Below are 18620 nucleotides of genomic sequence, written 5' to 3'. Positions count from 1 at the left end.
GCGCGCGGATCTGACCGGTGGCCGAACCCCGGGTGTACGGGCAGGGATGCCTGTCAGGTGATCCAGTTCAGGAGTGCTCGCCCGGCGCCGGCCGCCGTGGTGATCGCGGTGACGGCGAGCAGCGCGATGCTGGACCGTTCGATGCGGGTCTTGTCACGGACGTGCGGGCTGTCGAGGGCGGCGAGGACGACGCCGGCCCAGGCGGCCAGGGCTCCCAGGACGAAGAGCATTGCTCATGCTGGCGCGTGCGGGCGTGGCGTACGGTAACCGATCGTGTCCGGAACGTGAATGGATTCGGGCGTGATGGTTCGTCTCAGTGCGGCGACCGCTGCCCGGCCGGCCCGGTTGGCGCCGACGGTGGACTGCGACGGACCGTAACCGATCAGGTGGATGCGCGGGTCGGCGGCGACCTGGGTGCCGCTCATCGGGATGCCGCCGAGCGGTCCGCGCAGGTGCAGCGGTTCGAGGTGGGCGAGGGCGGCCCGGAAGCCGGTGGCCCACAGGACGGCGTCCAGTTCGATGCGGGTGCCGTCGGTCTCGCGTACCCCCGAGGTTGTCATCTCGGTGAACATCGGGCGCCGCACCAGCGCGCCGCGCTCGTGCGCGGCGCGGGCGTAGTCGGTCCAGCCGAGCCCGGTGTAGGAGACCACGCTGCTGCTGGGCCGCCCGGCCTCGACGTCGGCGATCACCTTGGCGATGGTGGCGCGGCCCTCGTGTTCGGGGCGGAACTCGTCGATGAACACCGGTTCGCGGCGGGTGTACCAGAACGTCGTCGCGACCCGGGAGATCTCCTCGAGCAGTTGCACCGCGGAGATGCCGCCGCCGACGATCGCGACCCGCTGCCCGGCGAACTCGGCGGCGTCGACGTAGTCGTGGGTGTGTAGCTGGCGGCCCTGGAATAGCGCGGACCCGGGGTACTGCGGGCGGACCGGGTTGGTCCATGTGCCGGTCGCGTTGATCAGCGCGCGGGTCAGCCACTGCCCGTGGTCGGTGTCGACCAGTAGCTCACCGCCCGGGGTGTCGTCGACGCGCCGGACCCGGACCGGGCGCAGGATCGGCAGGTCGAAGGCGCGCTCGTACGCGGCGAAGTACCGCGGGATCGCGGAGCTGCTGGACTCGTGCTGGTCGACCTCGGGCCGGGGCATGCCGGGCAGGTCGAAGATGCCGTTGACGGTGTCCATCCGCAGTGACGCCCACCGGTGCTGCCAGGCCCCGCCCGGCTGCGCATCGGCGTCGAGAACGACGAACTCGGACGCGAAGCCGCGGCGCTGCAGGTGGTAGGCGGCGGAGAGACCGGCCTGTCCCGCACCGATCACCACCACTGACGTTCGTCGGATCACGTTGATGACAACAACTTGCATGGTCAAACAAATTCCGGTGCAGATCCCGCCAATAGCGCGAGTACGCACGGCAGGCGGAGCCGATTCATACTGGCCAATGAGTCGGGGATGTGCGGGCATGGCTTTCGAGGCGCCATATCTTTTCGGACCTGCCGGAACCTCCGCGGAGGCATCGATCACCGCGATCGCCGACGCGGTGACGGGGACGGTCGAGGTCGCGGTGGCCGGCTGCTGGAGCGGGCGGCTGCGCGGCGACACCTACTACGCCCTGCGCACCTGCCTGGCCGAGCACCCGGTCGCCCTGCTCGTGGACCTGACCGCCCTGGACGACCCGTGGGCCGGCAGCGCACCGGTCTGGCTGTCGGCTCGCAGCTTCGCCGCGAGCATGGCACCCCCGGTCACCATGGCGCTGTGCCTGCCCGCGACGGCGCCGCTGACCGGGAGGCTGCACGGGACGGGCACGATGCGCGCCGTACCGGTCTTCGCCGGTCCGCAGCAGGCCCGCGCCGCGCTGGCCGAGCGCCGCACGCTGCACAACTGCGTGCACCTGGTGCTGCCGGCCCGGCTGCAGGCCGGCCCGCTGGTCCGGGAGACGGTCGCCCAGGCCTGCCGGGACTGGGGTTTCCCGGGGCTCATCGCGGTGTGCCGGCTGGTCGCCTCGGAACTGGTCGTCAACGCGGTCGAACACGCCGGTGACGCCCCGGTGGAGGTGGTGGTCTCCCGGCGCGACTACGGCATCCACGTGGCGGTGGTCGACGAGAGCCCCGAACTGCCGCGCCTGTACCCGGACCCGCCCCGGGGCGCCGCGTCGGTGCACGACCGTGGGCTGGGCCTGCGGATCGTGCACACCGCGGCGCTGGCCTGGGGCGCGCTGCCCAGCCACCGCGGCAAGATGGTCTGGGCCCTGTTGAGCACCCGTCCGACCCGCCGGGTGTCGACTCTAGGACTTGGGTGACCGGAGCCGGCCCGCCGGCGGGCAGACTTACCTCGATGACGGACGCTTCGGCGCGCACCAGCCGGTTCGTCGGCCGCGGCCGGGAGTTGCGGGTGCTCGACGACGTCCTGGCCGCTGCGGCCGGCGGCGAGGGCGGTGCCGTGCTGGTCAGCGGCCGGGCCGGGATCGGCAAGACGGCCCTGTGCCGGGAGACCGCCCGGCGGGCGAGGCAGGCCGGGTTCACCGTGGCGTGGGGCAGCTGCTGGCCGGGCGGCGGCGCCCCGCCGTGGTGGCCCTGGCAGGAGATCCTCGCCGGCCTCGACGAGCCGCGCGGCGCGGCGCTGCTCGCCGCCGGGCCCCACCTGGACCCGGAACGGTTCGCCCGGTTCAGCGCGATCGAGGAGCTGCTCGGCGCGCGGGCCCCGCTGCTGGTCGTGGTCGACGACGTGCACGCGGCCGACGCCGGAACGCTCCTGCTGACCCGCTTCCTGGCCCGCGACGTGGCGCGGCGCCCGATGATGATGCTGCTGGCGCGGCGCGACACCACGCCCGATCCGCTGTCCGGGGTGGCGGACACCCTGATCAGCCTGTCCGGCCTGGATCTGGCCGAGACCGAGGCGCTGCTGCGGACCCGGTGGGCGCGGATCGAGCCGGGCCTGCTGGCCACCGTGCACCGGATCACCGGTGGGCATCCGCTGCACCTGCGCCGGGTGATGGCCGTCGGCGGCGCCGAACCGGCCCGCGGATGCGTGCGCGAGGTCATCGGCGACGCCGTCGACCGGCTCAGCGAACCGGCCCGCGCGCTGCTCAGCACCGCCGCCGTGCTCGGCCCGGCGCCGTCCGTGCCGGAAGCGGCGGCGCTGAGCTGCACCAGCCCGGCGGGCGTACGCGCGGCCCTGCGCGAGGCGGCTGGTGACGGTCTGGTCGAGCACGGGCAGCGCAGCCGGTTCGTGTTCAGCCACGAGGTGGTACGCGAGGTGCTGCTGGCCCGGCTGACCCCGGCGCAGGAACTCGACGCGCACGCCCGGGCCGCCGACCTGCTCGATGGCGCGGCCGTGAGCGGCGCCGACCGGCCGGTCCGGCACGCGCATCACGCGCTGCAGGCCGCCGACCGCTCGGCAGCCGATGCGCGGCGCGCGGTCGCGGCCTGCCGCACGGCCGCCCGGGTCATGCTGGACACCTTCGGGTACGAGTCCGCAGCCGATCTGCTGGCCGCAGCGGTCGCCGTTCCGCAGCCGGCCGAGCCCCGCGCGCCGCTGCTGGTGGAGTACGCCGAGGCGGTGCTGCGCTGCGGCCGGCTCGCCGAGGCCCGCAAGCTGTTCGACGAGGCGGCCCAGGTGGCCGTCGCCGAGCGGGACACGGTGGCGCTGGCCGGCGCCGCGGTCGGCCTCGGCGGAATGTGGATCAACGAGCACCGCAACCGGCTGGACCGGGAACGGGTCGCCGGGCTGCAGCGGCGGGCACTCGCCGAGCTGCCCGCCGAGCAGACCCGGCTGCGCTGCCGGCTTCGGGTACGCCTGACCGCCGAGGCCGTCTACCAGGGCGGCCCGGTGGCGCCGGTGCTGGCCGCGCTGGACGAGGCCCGCCGGCTCGGCGACGGTCCGGTGCTGGCCGAGGCGCTGTCGCTGGCCCATCACGCGCTGCTGACCCCGCGGCACACCGCGGACCGGCTGCCGCTGGCCGAGGAGCTGACCGCGGTCGCCGCGAAGGCCGGCGAGGGGATGCTGGCGCTGCTCGGGCTCTGCTGGCAGGCGGTCGACCTGTTCCATCTCGGCGACCCGCGCGCCGAGCGGGCCCTCGCCGAGCTGCGGCAACGGGCCGACGCGCTGGGCTGCCGCAGCATCCAGCACATGGCGGCGGCCTTGGAGACCATGCTGCTGGTGCGGGCCGGCCGGCTGGCCGACGCGGAGGAGCGGGCGTACGCCTGCTTCGAACTCGGCACCCTGGCCGGCGACGCCGACGCGACCGGGTTCCTCGGCGCCCAGCTGATGTCGATCCGCTGGCTGCAGGGGCGGGAGGCGGAGATGCTGCCGATGGTCGAGGAGATCGTCGGAGCGCAGCGCGGTGGTCGCGGACCGGGTGGGCGTACGCTATCTGGCTCGTCTTTTGACCAGTCCGGGCCGCGCGATCCCGGCGCTGGAGCTGGCCGGAGCGCCGTCCGGCGTGCTGGCCGTGACGACCCGGCAGCCGCTGCTGGACGAGCAGGGCCGGGCCGCCTACCGCCGGCGGGTGCGGGAGCTGACCGGCCGGCTGGAGAGCGCCGACGCCCGCGGTGATCAGGCGGCCGGCGAGCGGCTGCAGGCCGAGCTGGACGCGCTGCTGGCCGAGGTGCGCCGGATGACCGGCCGGGGCGGGCGGGCCCGCGCGTTCCCGGCGGAGGGCGAACGGGCCCGGACCGCGGTGCGCAAGGCGATCAAACGGGCCATCGACGAGGTGGCCGCCGGGGATCCGGGCCTCGGCCGGGCGCTGGCCGCGACTGTGCGTACCGGGCAGATGTGCTGTTATTCGCCGGACCCGGCGTGCCCGGTGGTGTGGCGGTTCCTGGATCCGTGACCGCACCGTGCCGTGCGATGGCACGGCTTCGCCCGGCGATGTCACGCCTACCTGGGCAGGACGCGCGACAGGCGTGCGTCATACACGGGAGGAGGCACTGATGGCGCCTCGGAAACCGGACGTGATTCTCGACGGTGTGCTGCAGCGTAAGGGCAAGGGCGCGACGATGCGCCGGCAGCTGGCCGCCAACAAGCCGCGCAACTGGATGCTCGCGCTGACCCTGCACAGCTTCGCCAAGTTCGCCGCGAACGGGCAGCTCACCGACCTGGAGCGGTCGATCGTGAGCGCGTACCAGAAGAACGGCTTCTCCGACGCCGAGATCAAGGAGCACGGCAAGGTGGGCGAGCGGCTCACCGACCCGGTCCGCAAGGAGCTGTTCCCGGAACGGTACGCGCGGATGCGCTTCGGCAAGGACTCGTACTCGATGAGCGACCTGCGCACCGACGCGCCGGACCTGGTCAAGTCGTTCCGGGCGATGCCGAACGTCGTCGACGTGGACGTGGAGGCGATCCACGGCGGCCGGGCCGTGATCTCCGACTTCCGGCCGCCGGACCGTGAGGTGCTGCGCGAGCACGCCAGCGAGGGCCTGATCGCGCTCGAGGCCGCGGCCGCGCCACCCGGGCGGTACACCATCAAGGCGACCAGGTTCAAGTGCATCGACCGGGCCACCGACAGCATCTTCGGCCCGTCCAACGAGCCGTACTGGGTCTTCGGATCGACCGACGGGGACAAGGCCAAGGCCACCCGAAGCTCGGTCTTCGGCGACGTGGACAGCGGCGAGTCACGCAACTTCAACTCCACCGACGGGGTCATGTGGGGTCTCAACGGCGCGGCCCAGCCCCTGCCCGATGGCGAGGTCGGCATGCTCGTCTCGCTGTGGGAACACGACGAGGGCGACCCCTCGAAGATCCAGGCCGGCGTCGCGGCGGCGTTCGCGGGTGCGGCCGGCATCCTCGTCGCCACCGGTGTGGCCGCGTGGGTCGGCGCGGTGGTGGCCGCGGTCGGCGGCGTCGTGCACTGGCTGCTCGGCTTCCTCGACGACGACCACATCGCCGACCAGGTGTTCACCGTCTCCGGGCCGCTGATCGCCAAGCAGGTCCCGAACGTGGGCGGGTCGACCGACCTGATCCGGCGGTTCACCGACGGCGACGCCGACTACGAACTCACCGTCAAGATCACTCGTACCGCCTGACCGGTCTCTCCTGATCCGGGCCTCTCGGGGCCCGGATCAGCCCGCTACCCGTCTGCTCCGCGACCGAACCGGGGCCCGGCCTCGCTCCCGCCGAATGGTCAGATCAGAGCCCGCCGTTGCTGAGGAGACTTTGATGGCTACCGGAACCAACCCCATGCGGAGGCTGTTGGCCAACCGGCGGGTCAGCACGAAGATCATGACCGCGGTGGGGATCGTGGCCGTGTTCAGCGTCGGCGACGGGATGTTCGCGCTCACCAGCCTGGGCGCCACCAACGACCAGGTCAAAGACGCCTACGTGCAGAACCATGAGCTGAACACCATCGGCAACCTGCGCAGTGCGGTGAACCGGGTCTGGCTCGGCGCCGACGACTACCAGCTGGCGACCACGGACCAGCAGCGTACGGACGCCGAGGCGGCGATCACCGCCGCCGAGAAGCAGGTGACCGAGTACGCCCAGGCGTACGGAACCTATCCGATCAGTGCCGGCGCCCGGACCTCGCTCACCTCGTTCCAGAGCAACTGGGCCCAGTTCGCCGAGCTGCTCGACGGCAAGCTGCTGCCGCTCGCCGAAGCGGGGAAGACCAAACAGCTGGCCGCCCTGCGCACCGGCGAACTCGCCGAGAAGCGCGCCGCGGTCCGCACCGACCTGACCGCCCTCGCCGACATCACCGTCGCCAGCGGCGCCGAACACCAGGACACCGCGCAGGACCGGTACGACTCCACCCGCTTCTGGGTGATCGCCCTGCTCGCCGCCTGCACCGCACTCGGCCTGCTGCTCGCCGCCGCGATCGCCCGCATGATCGTCAAGCCGCTGGCCCGCAACGTCGAGGCCCTCAAGCGCATCGCCGACGGCGACCTGACCGCCCGGGTCGAGGTGGACAGCGCCGACGAGGTGGGTCACATGTCTTCGGCGCTCAATACGACCGCCTCGGCGATGTCGGGGATCGTCGGCCGGATCACCGACAGCTCGGCGTTGCTCGCCTCCGCCTCGGAGCAGATGTCGGCGGTGGCGTCCCAGCTGTCCGCCTCGGCGGAGCAGACCGCGGCCCAGGTCGGCACGGTGTCGGACTCGGCCGGGCAGGTGTCCGACAGCGTCCGCACGGTGTCCGCGGGCGCCGACGAGATGGGCGTGTCCATCCGGGAGATCTCCACCAACGCGAACGAGGCGGCCGGCGTCGCCGCCGACGCGGCCCGGGCCGCCGAGACCACCAACGCTGGCGTCCTGCGGCTCGGCGAAGCCTCCCACCAGATCGGTACGGTCGTCGCGATGATCACCTCGATCGCCGAGCAGACCAACCTGCTGGCCCTCAACGCGACCATCGAGGCCGCCCGCGCCGGTGAGATGGGCAAGGGGTTCGCGGTCGTCGCGTCCGAGGAAAAGGACCTCGCCCAGGAGACCGCCCGGGCCACCCAGGAGATCACCGCGCAGGTGTCGGCGATCCAGGCGGAGAGCACGTCGGCGGTGACCGCGATCCAGCAGATCGGCCAGGTCATCACCACGATCAACGACTACACGACGACGATCGCGGCCGCCGTGGAGGAGCAGACGGCGACCACGGCCGAGATCTCCCGCAGCGTGGGCCAGGCGGCTGCAGGCTCGGCCAGCATCGCCGGCACCATCGCCGGCGTCGCCGAGGCATCCCGCCAGGTCACCGCCGGCGCCACCGAGACCCAGCAGACCGCGGCCGAGCTGGCCCGCACGGCCGCCCAGCTGCAGCAGACAGTCGCCGCCTACCGAATCTGACGCCCAACGCCGCCAAGAACTCGGCTGGCCGGCCGCTCACCTGCCCGAACGTCCGCGGCCGGGCCGTTCCGTGCCGTCCGTGCCGCGGCCGGGCCGCCGTGCCGGCAGGCGCTACCTGCCTGGCCGGCGGCTCGTGGTTGCGGGCCGTCGTTCAGGCATGTATCCGGGCTGCGGTTACCTGCGTGGGTGGCGGCTCGTGGGTGCGGGCCGCCGTTTAGACATGTATCCGGGCTGCGGTTACCTGCGTGGGTGGCGGCTCGTGGCCGCCGGCCGCCGTTCAGGCATGTATCCGGGCTGCGGTTACCTGCGTGGGTGGCGGCTCGTGGCCGCCGGCCGCCGTTCAGGCATGTATCCGGGCCGCGGTTACCTGCGTGGCTGGCGGCTCGTGGGTGCGGGCCGCCGGTGAGGCGTGTTTCGCGGCGTGGGCGGTTGGCGGCTGGGCGCGGGGTGGGGATTCCGGGGAGCGGTAATGCGGTCATCGGCCGGGGCGAATGTTCGTTAGGTTCGCTGAATGCGGATCTTGCACTTGTCGGACACCCACCTCACTCAAGCGTCCGGGCCGAACGGCGACGGCGTTGACACCCGGGACTCCCTGCGGCGCATCCTGTATGACTGTCGCGAGCTACCCGGGCTCGACGCGGTGGTGGTCACTGGGGACATCGCCGATGACGGCTCGCGGGAGGCGTATGTCGCCGCGCGGGAGCTGGTCGGCGGCTTCGCCGGGGAGCGGGGCATCCCGGCGATCTTCAGCACTGGCAACCACGATGAGCGGGTGGCGTTCGCCGGTGTGCTCGGCAGCGGTCACCGTGATGCCGGCGGGCAGGATCGGCCGGATCAGCAGTTCGACGGTGATGCCCGCGCCGCGGTCACCCTGGTCGACGGGTATCGGGTGATCACGCTGGACTCACTCGTACCGGGCAAGGGTTTCGGGGAGATCAGCGGAGCGCAACTCGCCTGGCTGCGCAACGTCCTGGTGGCGCCGGCGCCGCGCGGCAGCATCCTCGCCTTTCATCATCCGCCAGTCGCCGTGCCCGGTGTCACCGTGCAGGACGCGCTCGGGCTGCGCAACGCGGCCGAGCTGGCCGAGGCGATCGCCGGGAGCGACGTGCGGCTGATCCTTTGCGGACATTTCCACCTGCAGATCTTCGGGATGCTCGCGGGTGTGCCGGTCTGGGTGACGCCCGGCGTGGTGACCCGCATCGATCTGACCGCCACGCCCGGCGCCGAACGGGCGGTGCACGGCGCGTCCGCGACCCTGGTCGACCTCGGCGGCCCGCACTCGCCGGTGCTGCACACCCTGCACGCCCGGGACCCGCAGGCCGGCCGGACCGCCTACGACATCGACGCCGCGGAACTCGCCGCCGTCATCGCCAAGCTGGGGAAGGCCTGAGATGAGCGAGCAGATCTGGACTCCGGTGGCCCACGTGCGAGGCGGCCGCGCCGAGGTGTTCGACGACGCCTGGGACGAGGTGGGCGCCGTGATCCGCCTGGACGCCGCGCAGTTCGGCGAGGAGGCGCTCTACGGCCTGGACGCCTTCTCCCACCTGGAGGTGGTGTTCCATTTCGACCGCGTGCCGATCGGGAAGATCGAGACCGGCGCCCGGCATCCGCGCGGCAACACCGACTGGCCGCTGGTCGGCATCTTCGCGCAGCGCGGCAAGAACCGGCCGAACCGGCTCGGCGTCTCCCGCTGCCGGCTGCACCGGGTGGACGGCCTCGACCTGCACGTCAGCGGCCTGGACGCGGTCGAGGGCACCCCGGTGCTCGACATCAAGCCGTACATGACCGAATTCGGTCCGCGCGGCGAGGTCCGCCAGCCCGGCTGGGCGACCGAGATCATGCGCGACTACTACTGAGTGGCCGGGTCCGTGCTCGGACCCGGCCCACCCGTCAGATGCTGGTGCAGACGGTGCCGTTGAGGGTGAAGACCGCGGGCGGCACGTTCGGCCCGCTGTAGTTGCCGACGAAGCCGACCGCGGTGGTGCCCCCGGCGGCCAGGCTGTTTTCGCCGGTCACGCGTACCGTGCGGCCGCTGGAGTTCCAGGTGGCGTTCCAGCCGTTGCTCACCGTCTGCCACGTGGTCGGCCAGGTGAAGGTGAGCGTCCAGTTGCCCAGGGCGCTCGCCGCGTTGTTGGTGATGTCGATCGCCCCGACGTAGCCGTTGCCCCAGTCGGTGGTGTTGCGGAACTTCACCGTGCAGGCCGACTCGGCGGGCGTGCCGGTGGTGAAGGTCAGCGGCGGTGAGGCGGGCGAGACCCGGCCGGCGCCGTCGCGGGCCAGCACGTTGACCGTGTAGCGGCGGCCCGGTTCCAGGTTGCGGGCGGTCAGCGAGGTGCCGGTGGTCTCGCCGAGCAGTTCGCTGGCGCCGCCGTTCTGCCGGTACACCTCGTATTTGATCCCGGAGCCGGCCGCCGGCCAGGTGATGGTCGCGGTGCGGTCGGTCGCGGTCGCAGTGGGCCGCGCCGGCGCCTTCGGCCCGGCCGCGATCGGCCCGGCGGGTTTCAAGGTCAAGAGCGAGATGGAGTACGGCGGAAGCGTCTGCGCCGCAGCGGTGCCGGCCGGGCCGGTGGTGATCTCGTCGGCGCCGTTGGTGTAAGTGGCGACCGTCGGGGTGCTGCCGGCCGCGGTGAACCCGTGGTAGTTCAGGGCGACGGTCTGCTCCGCCTCCGGATCCTTGTTGATCATCAGGACCGCGACGTCACCGTTGGCCCGCCGCACCGCGTGCGCGCTCACCTGCGCATTGTCGGTGCCGGCGCCGATGAACCGGTCACCCGGCCGGGCAAAATCACCCAGCAGGGACAGCGCATGGTACGGGGCGAACGGCGTGTTCAACGGCGGCTGGCAGACCGTGTTGTCGGCGTTGCAGTTGCCGCTGGACAGCAGCCCGAAGTCGCCGTAGTCGGTCTCGCCCGCCACCTCGGAGATCGTGCCGAGGCCGTTGTGCACGTTCCACCAGTGCACGGTGAAGACGCCCTGGGCGAGCAGGCCGCTGTACACGTCGGCCAGGAACAGCGCGCCGGGCTGGGTGTTCCGGCCGATGTCGACGTTGGTCTCGGTCATGCTGATGCGAATGCGGTCGGCGCTCGGTCCGGCGTACCGATGAATCTGCTGCTGCAGAAGGTGAACCGCATCCTGGATCTGTGCGGGTTTGGTCAGGGTCTCGGCCGCGGTGCTGCCGCCCGGGTACCAGTGCACGTCGACGAAGTCGATCACCGAGCCGGCGCGGGTGAGCACCTCCTGGTTCCAGCTGCCGGTGTCACCGGGGCCGACGATCGCGTCCGGCCAGTTGCCCGGCATGGTCAGCACGGCGCCGATCTTGATGTCCGGGTCGACGGCCTTCATCGCCTGCGCGTAGGCGAGGACCGTCGACGCGTACTCCTTCGGGCTCTTGTCGGCGTGCTCGTCGGCCTCCCAGTTCGCGCCGTAGTGGCCGTTGCCGTAGTTCTCGTTGCCGATCGTCCAGTAGGTGACGTCGTAGTCCTTGGTGACGTTCGCGTACTCGACCCAGTCGGCGGCCTCCTGAGCGGTCCCGGTGCCGTAGTTGGCGATGATCATCGGCTCGGCGCCGGTGCGCTGGGCCCCGGCCATGAAGGTGTCGAAGTCGGTGTTCGGGGCGACGTAGCCGCCCGGCGCGGTGTGGTCGCGCCAGTGGTAGATGTCGGCGTAGGAGCCGCCGGGGTAGCGCAGCATCTGCACCCCGGCGTCCTTGAGCAGGTCGGAGACGGCGGTGGTGCCGAGCTCCTTGTCCCAGATGGCGTGGTTGACGCCGAGCGCGACGTCACCGACGGTCGCGAGTCCGGCCCGCACGTCGACGTCGACCCTGGTGGTGGCGGGGGCGGCGGCTTGCACGCCGGATGGCGCGAGGACCACGCCGGTCAGCAGGAGGGCGCCCGCCAGCGCCCGGGAAAGGGATGGGATGTGCACGAGGAACCTCCGCGGGGAAGCGGTGGATTGGGAGCGCTCCCAGCATCAACAAGGTCAAAGAAGTCTGTCAATGCCTACCGTGATCCCACCCGGTTGATCTTGGGCGGTTCAGCCCATTCGAGTCGGCGCCTGCCACGCATCGGAGGCGCGAGCTACCGACGGCGATCTGCTCGCCATCGCCGCGGGGCACTGAACTGCCGGCCGTGCGGGTCCGGCGGCCGGGACCGGCGGACCCGCGACGGGGACCGGCGGCCGGGGGCGGCGCCGGGGCCGTCCCCGGCCGCCGGCCGAAGCGAATCCGGTCCGTCAGAAGTGGTCCTTCGGGATGACCGCGTGCACGCCCACCGTCCGGTCGACCACCTGAGAGATCGAGAAGTCGGCGGCCGCCGACAGGTACGCGTACGCCACCGCCCGGTGCATGCCCAGATCGTGCTCCAGAAAGTCCAGCGCGTTGACCACCGCACGCCGCATCGCGATGTCCAGGTCGTTGCCCTGGCCGTTCTGGGCGCCGTCCGGGTCGGACAGGCCGATCGGCACCCAGGCGTCCGGCGTCTCGGCGAACGGGTAGCCGAACGCCACCGACGGCGCTCCCGGGCGGCCCTTCTTCACCACGGTCAGCCGGTAGGTGGCGCGCAGCGAACCCTCCATCGCGGTCAGCGCCACCTCGCCGTTGCCCATCGCCATGTGCGGGTCGCCGACGTAGAACAGCGCGCCCTCAGCGAAGACCGGCAGGTAGAACGTGGCGCCGTGGCCGAGCAGGTTGATGTCGATGTTGCCGCCGCCGAGGGTGGGCGGGATCGAGTTCAGTGCCGGGTCGGTGAGCGAAGGCGCGGCGGCGAAGGCGACGCCCATCATGCCCATGAACGGGTTGAGCGGGAAGGCGACGTTCTTCGACGAGCCGCGCGGCAGGACGCCGGTGAGGGCGCCGCCGCGCGCGGTGCGCACCGGGGTGAAGACGGAGACGTTGCCGTACTTGCGGGGGTCGCCGGTCGGGCGGCCGTCGGTGGCCACCGGCGGCATGATCTCCGCCTCGGAGATGCCGGCCGGGACAGCGCCGCCGGCCAGGCGCGGCAGCGCGCCTTTGCCGTGCCGGCTCGACACGACGCCGTACGGCACGCGAGGCAGCGCCGACAGAATCTCGATCTTGAGTACGTCACCGGGCTCGGCGCCGTCCACATGAATGGGGCCGGTGACGACATGCGGTCCGTCGACATCGAAGTTGCGCGCCGTACGGTCGTAGTCCTTGGCGATCGCGATCGCATCGGTGAGCACCTCGCCGCGCTTGACGCCGTGCTGTGCGAACCAGGCGACCGGGTCGCGGCCCTGATCCTCCAGGATGCCCTCGTGCGAGACCGTGTCCACGGTGACCGTCTCACCGGAGCGCATGCGCAGCACCGGGTCGCTGCTGGTCGACGGCAGGTAGCCCCAGCGCACCTCGTCGGGCCGGGAGCGCAGGTAGTGCCGCCCGTGGATGGGGCCCTTGCCGGGCTGCAGGATGCCCTTCGGGGCTTTCGCGACGGTCGCCGCGGCCGCGGACGGCATCGCGGCCGCTGCCGTGCTGCCGACGCCGACGGCCGCGATGGCCTGCAGAAAAGTACGCCGCCCGAGCGCATCCCGAAGTTTCTGAATACCGTCCACGAGACCTCCCAGCGAGCCGAACTTGATCATGAATTTCTACGGCTCCGGTGTATCCCGGGGATCGCTCAGGCGTGACGGCGGCGTTAACGGGCCTGCGGCCGCTCCCAGCCGTGCTCGGGCATCTCGGGCACCGGCCACGCCGGATCGGGCCGGAAATCGCACCACGTCCCGTCGAACGGGAACCGGCCGGCCTCGACGTCCGCGACCACCGCCTCACCCTCGGCGCGGATCGCGGCGGCCTGCTCGGCGGACCAGTAGGCGGGGTGACCGACCCGCTCCAGGTACTCGTTCTCGTCCTTCCATCGCCACTGCCGGTCCGGCATGACGACGATGTCCAGCGCGTGGTCGAAGGTGTCCACCCCGGCCAGAAGACCGTCATCCCAGCGCGACGGTGGCGCCTCGAGGTTGACGTACCAGCGATTGAGGGTGAGATCGGCATTGAACATCCACCACACCGAGTGCGCCCGGCCGGGCCGGAACAGGTGCAGGACATGCAGCCCGCTCCAGACCATCGGCGCCAGCTCCCACTCGACGGTGTGCCGCTGATGGAAGGGGATCTCGCGCCGGTCCCGCCCGTCGACCGTCCGCCGGAACCGCCACGGCGTCCCGATCGGACGCCAGGTCAGCAGGCCGCGCTCGTTGTCGGAGACGACCCGTTGCGGCATCACCAGAACCAGGTGCCCGTCGCCGCGGTAGTCCCGGTACAGCACATCAGTGATCATCACGACCAGGGTAGTGCCGCGCGGGTTCGCCAATAGGTCTCGGCCGGCTCGGCGAGCGCGGCCAGCCGGTCCAGATCGTCGGCGGCGAGGATGAGCGTGGCAGCCCGCAGGTTGGAGGTCAGCTGAGCGCTGGTGGCAGCGCCGGACAGGACGATCGTCGCCCACGGCTGATGCAGGGCGGCGGCCAGCGCGACGGCGTCATCGGCCGAGGCGAGGCGGCCGTTGGCCAGCGCCTCCTTGACGATCACGGCGCAGCCGGCCGCGTGCGCCTCGGCCAGGGCAGGGCCGGCGCTCGGCTCCAGGACGTTCCAGGTGGCCTGCACGCTGCGGAACAGCGGCCTGCCGTCCACCTCGATCTCCAGGGCGGCACGAATGGCGTCGGCCTGCGCGGGCCCGCTGGTGGACAGGCCGACCACGGCGCCCTGGCCGGCGAGCCGGCGGTGCAACTCCCGGTCGGTGAGCGCGGGACTGTCCGGGGTGACCGAGTGGATCTGGTAGAGCGTCAGGCGATCGCCCAGCAGCGCCCGGCTCTCGCCCAGCTGGCGTTCGAAGGTGGCGACGCTGTGGTCCTTCACCTCGTGGGCCTCGGCCTCCACCTGCCAGTTCGCGGTATAGGTGTAGCCCCACTTGCTGCCGGCGATCGCCTCGGCGTGGCCGGGCAGCCAGCCCGCGAGGAACTCCTCGGCCCGGCCGTAGGAGCGGGCCACGTCGAAATAGCGGACCCCGGCCGCGTACGCCGCGTCGAGCAGCGTGTGCGCCCGTTCCCGCATCGCCGGCACGGTGCGCGCGGGCGGGAGATCCCGGTCCCGGCCCAGGTTGATGTAGCCGGGGCGGCCCACCGCGGCCAGCCCCAGCCCGATTCGCGCCACCCCGTCGAACAGCCGCATGCCGCTATTCAACACGTCGCCGCTTCCGTGACCGGCGGGCGTCGACTATAACTAACTAGTTAGTTCATTAGTTCGGACCGGTAGGACCGTCTAGCGGACCAGGGAGCGCTCATGCTCATCGCTGAACCGGCCACACCGATCAGCAGCCCCCGGCTGTCCATCGCCACCGCATGCCTGTCCGGCACCCTGGAGGACAAGCTGGCGGCCGCTGCCGCGGCCGGCTTCAGCGGGATCGAGATCTTCGAGAGCGATCTGATCGCCTCGGCCTGGACACCGTCACGGGTACGCCAAGAGTGCGCCCGCCGCGGCCTGACCATCGACGTCTACCAGCCGTTCCGCGACTTCGAGGCGGTCCCACCGCTCACCCTGCGGGCCAACCTGCGCCGCGCCGAACGCAAACTCGACGTCCTCGAACAGCTCGGCGCGCGCACGCTGCTGGTCTGCTCCTCGGAGGCCGCCGAGGCGGTCGACGACGACGACCTGGCCGCCGAGCAGCTGCGCGAACTCGCCGACCGGGCCGCGCGGCGGGGGCTGCGGATCGCGTACGAGGCACAGGCCTGGGGCCGCCACGTGAAGTCCTACGCCCACGCGTGGCGGATCGTGCGCCGCGCCGACCATCCCGCCCTGGGCCTGTGCCTGGACAGCTTCCACGTGCTGTCGCGCGACGACGACCTGACCGAGGTCGCGGTGATCCCCGGCGCCAAGGTGTTCCACCTGCAGCTGGCCGACGCGCCCCGGCTCAAGATGGACGTCGTCGAGTGGAGCCGGCACCACCGGCTCTTCCCCGGCCTGGGCTCGTTCGACCTGGCCGCGTTCGTCAACCGCGTCCTGGGCACCGGTTACGACGGGCCGCTCTCGCTGGAGGTGTTCAACGACATCTACCGGCAGGCCGATCCGCGGCACGCCGCCATCGACGGGATGCGTTCGCTGCTGGCGCTGCAGGAGGCCGGCGCCCATCTGCCGCCCGCGCCGCGGCTGGGCGGGCACGTCTTCACCGAGCTGGCCGTCGACGAGGTGTCCGGGCCGGGCATCGCGCGGACGCTGACGGCGCTGGGGTTCGCCCGTACCGGTCAGCACCGGTCCAAGCCGGTGCAGCTGTGGGAGCAGGGCAGCGCCCGGATCCTGCTGAACTTCGCGCCGCAGCGCCGGGTCGAGCCAGGCACCGCGATGATCTGCGCGCTGGCCGTGGAGAGCGATGATCCGCCACGGTCGGCGCAGCGCGCGAACCGGCTGCTCGCGCCGGTGCTGCCCCGGGTCCGGCAGCCCGAGGAGGCGGATCTGAGCTCGGTGGCGGCGCCCGACGGCACCGCGGTCTTCTTCTGCCGTGCCGGGACCGAGGGCGCCAGCTGGCTGACCGACTTCGAGGCGACCGGGGAGCGGGCCCGCGCCGACGGCCTGGTCACCGCGACCGACCACATCGCGCTCACCGAGTCGGTCGACGACTTCGACCAGGTCGCCCTCTTCTATCGGTCGGTGCTCGGTCTGCAGTCCGGTCCGGCCACCGAGCTGGCCGCACCGTTCGGGCTGTTGCGCAGCCGGTCGGCGTCGGATGCCGCGCACACCGTACGGATAACTCTGAACACCGCGCCCCTGCGGCGCGGAACCTGGGCGCCGGGCATCCCGAACCCGCAGCATGTCGCGTTCGTCAGCGACGACGTGATCGCCAGTGCCCGGTCCATGCGGGCGCTGGGCGCGCCGGTGCTCGCCATCCCGGACAACTACTACGACGACCTGGACGCCCGGCTGGCCCCGCCGCCGCAGCTGCTGGCCGAGCTGCGGGAACACTCGATCCTGTACGACAGCGACGCCGAGGGCGAATACCTGCACTTCTACACCGAGATGCTCGGCTCCCGGCTGTTCTTCGAGGTCGTGCAGCGCGTCGGCGGCTACGCGGGGTACGGTTCCGCGGCCACCGTGCCGGTGCGGATGGCGGCGCACCGGCACCGGCGGTTGCAGGGGCTGCGCGAACCGGCCGGGCGGGTGCACGACTACTCGCTCGCCCACCTGACCGCGCTGAGCCTGTCACCGCCGGAGCTGGTGGAGGCCGCCGCCGAGGCGGGTTACCGCTACGTCGGCGTACGCCTGACCCGGGTCACCCCGCAGGAGCCGCACTACCCGCTCGCGACCGATCCCGCGCTGATGCGGACGACCAAGGTGCGCCTGGCCGCCACCGGCGTCGAGGTGCTCGACATCGAACTGGCCCGGATCGGCCCGAACGAGGACCCCCGCGACTTCCAGCGCTTCCTGGAGGCCGGCGCCGAACTCGGCGCCCGGCACGTGATCACCCAGCTGCCGGACCCGGACCGCTCCCGCAAGGTGGACCGGTTCGCGCAGCTGTGCGAGATGGCCCGGCCGCTCGGCCTGACCGTCGACCTGGAGTTCCCGTCCTGGACCGAGACCCCCGACCTGACCGAGGCGACCCGGGTGCTGCGGGCCGCCGCGCAACCCAACGCCGGCATGCTCATCGACCTGCTGCATTTCGCCCGTTCCGGCTCCAGCGTCGCGGACCTGCGTGAGCTGCCGGCCGAGTGGTTCCACTTCGCGCACGTCTGCGATGCCCCGCCCGGGGTGCCGCCGACCAACGAGGGGTTGATCCACACGGCCCGCTTCGAGCGGCTCTATCCGGGCGAGGGCGGTATCGACGTCGACGGCATCCTGTCGGCGTTGCCGCCGGGTCTGCCGTACGCCCTGGAGATTCCCCGGGCCCAGATGGTCGCGCAGATAGGCGCGAAAGAGCATGCGCGCCTCGCGCTGGCAGCCACCCGGCGGCGCCTGGATTCCCTCACGCCGGCAGCCTGATAATCCGTACGTGGATGGGCTTGATCGTGTGCAGTGGGCGTCGCTGCACGGCACGTATGACTCGGCCGAGAGTATCCCCGGACAGATTGTGGCGCTGCGCTCACCGGATCCGGCCGTACGCGGCGATGCGCTCGGGGAGTTGGGCAACGCCGTCGTGCATCAGGGCACCCGCTGGCAGGTCAGCGCGCACGTGGTGCCGTTCCTGGTCCGGTTGATCGACGACCGGGACACCCCGTCCCGGCCGGACCTGGTCACCCTGCTGCGGCAGATCGGGCTGGGCCCGCGCAACGATCGCGATCTGCCGTTCGACCCGGAGGCCGTGTTCCGCCGGCAGCGGGTGACCGAGCAGCAGGAGGCCATGGTCATCGATCGGGTCTACTACCGCGAGGACGACTTCGACGAGGACTGGGTGGACATCGCCGACGCCTGCGCCCAGAAGTGGGAGGCCGACGCCTATTGGGCGACCGCTCAGCACGCGGACGCGTACCGTCGCTGGCTCCCCGACGACCCGGAGGTCGCCTCCCCGGCCGCCGAACTGCTGGCCTGGATCCCGCCGACCGCGCCGACCGTCGCCGCGCTGCTGTCCGCGGACACCGGTGACGCCGTGCGGGCCAGCGCCAACCTGGCGCTGGCCCACCTGAACGTGCCACCGGCGGCCGTCGTGAGCCGGATGACGTCGCTGCTCGACCATCCCGCGCTGGTGGTGCGGGTGACCGCTGCGATCGCTCTCGCGAACCGGGTCGGCCCCGACCTGCCGGGCGAGGCGCTGGACATCCTGATCGACGCCAAGGAGCGTGAGGTGCTGCCCGACTTCCCGCGCGGCTGGCATCAGCGAGCGCAACGCGGGTTCGTCGCGCTCTCGCTGCAACGTCTCGGGTTGGGCTGAC

The 18620-nt window shown here is 72.1% G+C and carries 15 protein-coding genes; 9 read left to right on the top strand and 6 right to left on the bottom strand.

Going from position 1 to position 18620, the window contains the following annotated elements; genetic code table 11:
- Positions 1 to 53 precede the first annotated feature (53 nt).
- The gene (locus OHA21_RS20600) at positions 54 to 230 is read right to left on the bottom strand and encodes a hypothetical protein (protein ID WP_328475927.1); all 177 of its coding nucleotides are present in this window, start codon (positions 228 to 230) and stop codon (positions 54 to 56) included.
- A 3-nt stretch (positions 231 to 233) separates the two neighbouring features.
- Positions 234 to 1340, bottom strand: a complete 1107-nt coding sequence (locus tag OHA21_RS20595) for an FAD-dependent oxidoreductase (RefSeq protein WP_328475925.1) — start codon at positions 1338 to 1340, stop codon at positions 234 to 236.
- A gap of 118 nt (positions 1341 to 1458) precedes the next feature.
- Between OHA21_RS20595 and OHA21_RS20590 the strand changes: the two genes are divergently transcribed.
- The 7 genes from OHA21_RS20590 to OHA21_RS20560 all read left to right on the top strand — a co-directional run bounded on the left by OHA21_RS20590 (position 1459) and on the right by OHA21_RS20560 (position 9619).
- Positions 1459 to 2295: an ATP-binding protein gene (locus OHA21_RS20590; protein WP_328475923.1), complete on the top strand. Its 837-nt coding sequence runs from the start codon at positions 1459 to 1461 to the stop codon at positions 2293 to 2295.
- A gap of 35 nt (positions 2296 to 2330) precedes the next feature.
- Positions 2331 to 4550, top strand: coding sequence for an AAA family ATPase (locus tag OHA21_RS20585; RefSeq protein ID WP_328475921.1), 2220 nt, complete (start codon positions 2331 to 2333; stop codon positions 4548 to 4550).
- Positions 4504 to 4827 (top strand): hypothetical protein, encoded by a 324-nt coding sequence (locus OHA21_RS20580; protein WP_328475919.1) that lies wholly within the window; start codon positions 4504 to 4506, stop codon positions 4825 to 4827. Before OHA21_RS20585 ends, OHA21_RS20580 begins: the two co-directional genes overlap by 47 nt.
- A gap of 100 nt (positions 4828 to 4927) precedes the next feature.
- Positions 4928 to 6019: a hypothetical protein gene (locus tag OHA21_RS20575; RefSeq protein ID WP_328475917.1), complete on the top strand. Its 1092-nt coding sequence runs from the start codon at positions 4928 to 4930 to the stop codon at positions 6017 to 6019.
- A 133-nt stretch (positions 6020 to 6152) separates the two neighbouring features.
- The gene (locus OHA21_RS20570; RefSeq protein ID WP_328475915.1) at positions 6153 to 7763 is read left to right on the top strand and encodes a methyl-accepting chemotaxis protein; all 1611 of its coding nucleotides are present in this window, start codon (positions 6153 to 6155) and stop codon (positions 7761 to 7763) included.
- 511 nt (positions 7764 to 8274) lie between these two features.
- Complete coding sequence (locus tag OHA21_RS20565; RefSeq protein ID WP_328475913.1) at positions 8275 to 9153, top strand: metallophosphoesterase; 879 nt, start codon at positions 8275 to 8277, stop codon at positions 9151 to 9153.
- A 1-nt stretch (position 9154) separates the two neighbouring features.
- Positions 9155 to 9619, top strand: a complete 465-nt coding sequence (locus OHA21_RS20560; RefSeq protein WP_328475911.1) for an SAM-dependent methyltransferase — start codon at positions 9155 to 9157, stop codon at positions 9617 to 9619.
- Between the two features lie 34 nt (positions 9620 to 9653).
- Here OHA21_RS20560 and OHA21_RS20555 read toward each other — a convergent pair whose 3' ends face one another.
- The 4 genes from OHA21_RS20555 to OHA21_RS20540 form a co-directional block, all read right to left on the bottom strand.
- Positions 9654 to 11687 (bottom strand): cellulose binding domain-containing protein, encoded by a 2034-nt coding sequence (locus OHA21_RS20555; RefSeq protein WP_328475909.1) that lies wholly within the window; start codon positions 11685 to 11687, stop codon positions 9654 to 9656.
- Positions 11688 to 11993: 306 nt separating this feature from the next.
- Positions 11994 to 13325, bottom strand: coding sequence for an acetamidase/formamidase family protein (locus tag OHA21_RS20550; RefSeq protein WP_328475907.1), 1332 nt, complete (start codon positions 13323 to 13325; stop codon positions 11994 to 11996).
- 83 nt (positions 13326 to 13408) lie between these two features.
- Positions 13409 to 14047, bottom strand: a complete 639-nt coding sequence (locus OHA21_RS20545) for a DUF402 domain-containing protein (RefSeq protein ID WP_328475905.1) — start codon at positions 14045 to 14047, stop codon at positions 13409 to 13411.
- Complete coding sequence (locus tag OHA21_RS20540; RefSeq protein ID WP_328475903.1) at positions 14047 to 14934, bottom strand: aldo/keto reductase; 888 nt, start codon at positions 14932 to 14934, stop codon at positions 14047 to 14049. Before OHA21_RS20540 ends, OHA21_RS20545 begins: the two co-directional genes overlap by 1 nt.
- Before the next feature lie 111 nt (positions 14935 to 15045).
- On the opposite strand from OHA21_RS20540, the gene OHA21_RS20535 reads away from it, so the two are divergent.
- Both OHA21_RS20535 and OHA21_RS20530 read left to right on the top strand, forming a co-directional pair.
- Complete coding sequence (locus OHA21_RS20535) at positions 15046 to 17733, top strand: TIM barrel protein (RefSeq protein ID WP_328475901.1); 2688 nt, start codon at positions 15046 to 15048, stop codon at positions 17731 to 17733.
- 10 nt (positions 17734 to 17743) lie between these two features.
- A complete protein-coding gene (locus OHA21_RS20530) occupies positions 17744 to 18619 on the top strand; it encodes a hypothetical protein (RefSeq protein ID WP_328475900.1) in 876 nt (291 codons plus the stop codon).
- Position 18620: the final 1 nt, after the last annotated feature.

The organism is Actinoplanes sp. NBC_00393 (assembly GCF_036053395.1).
Lineage (GTDB): Bacteria > Actinomycetota > Actinomycetes > Mycobacteriales > Micromonosporaceae > Actinoplanes.
The sequence above is the reverse complement of the archived record's forward strand: the minus strand, read 5'-3'. Positions and strand labels throughout refer to the sequence as shown.

What these genes read in the sequence shown, in the direction of transcription:
- OHA21_RS20600 (WP_328475927.1), bottom strand. Translation starts at nt 230, where the DNA reads ATGCTCTTCGTCCTGGGAGCCCTGGCCGCCTGGGCCGGCGTCGTCCTC.
- OHA21_RS20590 (WP_328475923.1), top strand. Translation starts at nt 1,459, where the DNA reads ATGGCTTTCGAGGCGCCATATCTTTTCGGACCTGCCGGAACCTCCGCG.
- OHA21_RS20585 (WP_328475921.1), top strand. Translation starts at nt 2,331, where the DNA reads ATGACGGACGCTTCGGCGCGCACCAGCCGGTTCGTCGGCCGCGGCCGG.
- OHA21_RS20575 (WP_328475917.1), top strand. Translation starts at nt 4,928, where the DNA reads ATGGCGCCTCGGAAACCGGACGTGATTCTCGACGGTGTGCTGCAGCGT.
- OHA21_RS20570 (WP_328475915.1), top strand. Translation starts at nt 6,153, where the DNA reads ATGGCTACCGGAACCAACCCCATGCGGAGGCTGTTGGCCAACCGGCGG.
- OHA21_RS20565 (WP_328475913.1), top strand. Translation starts at nt 8,275, where the DNA reads ATGCGGATCTTGCACTTGTCGGACACCCACCTCACTCAAGCGTCCGGG.
- OHA21_RS20560 (WP_328475911.1), top strand. Translation starts at nt 9,155, where the DNA reads ATGAGCGAGCAGATCTGGACTCCGGTGGCCCACGTGCGAGGCGGCCGC.
- OHA21_RS20545 (WP_328475905.1), bottom strand. Translation starts at nt 14,047, where the DNA reads ATGATCACTGATGTGCTGTACCGGGACTACCGCGGCGACGGGCACCTG.
- OHA21_RS20540 (WP_328475903.1), bottom strand. Translation starts at nt 14,934, where the DNA reads ATGCGGCTGTTCGACGGGGTGGCGCGAATCGGGCTGGGGCTGGCCGCG.
- OHA21_RS20535 (WP_328475901.1), top strand. Translation starts at nt 15,046, where the DNA reads ATGCTCATCGCTGAACCGGCCACACCGATCAGCAGCCCCCGGCTGTCC.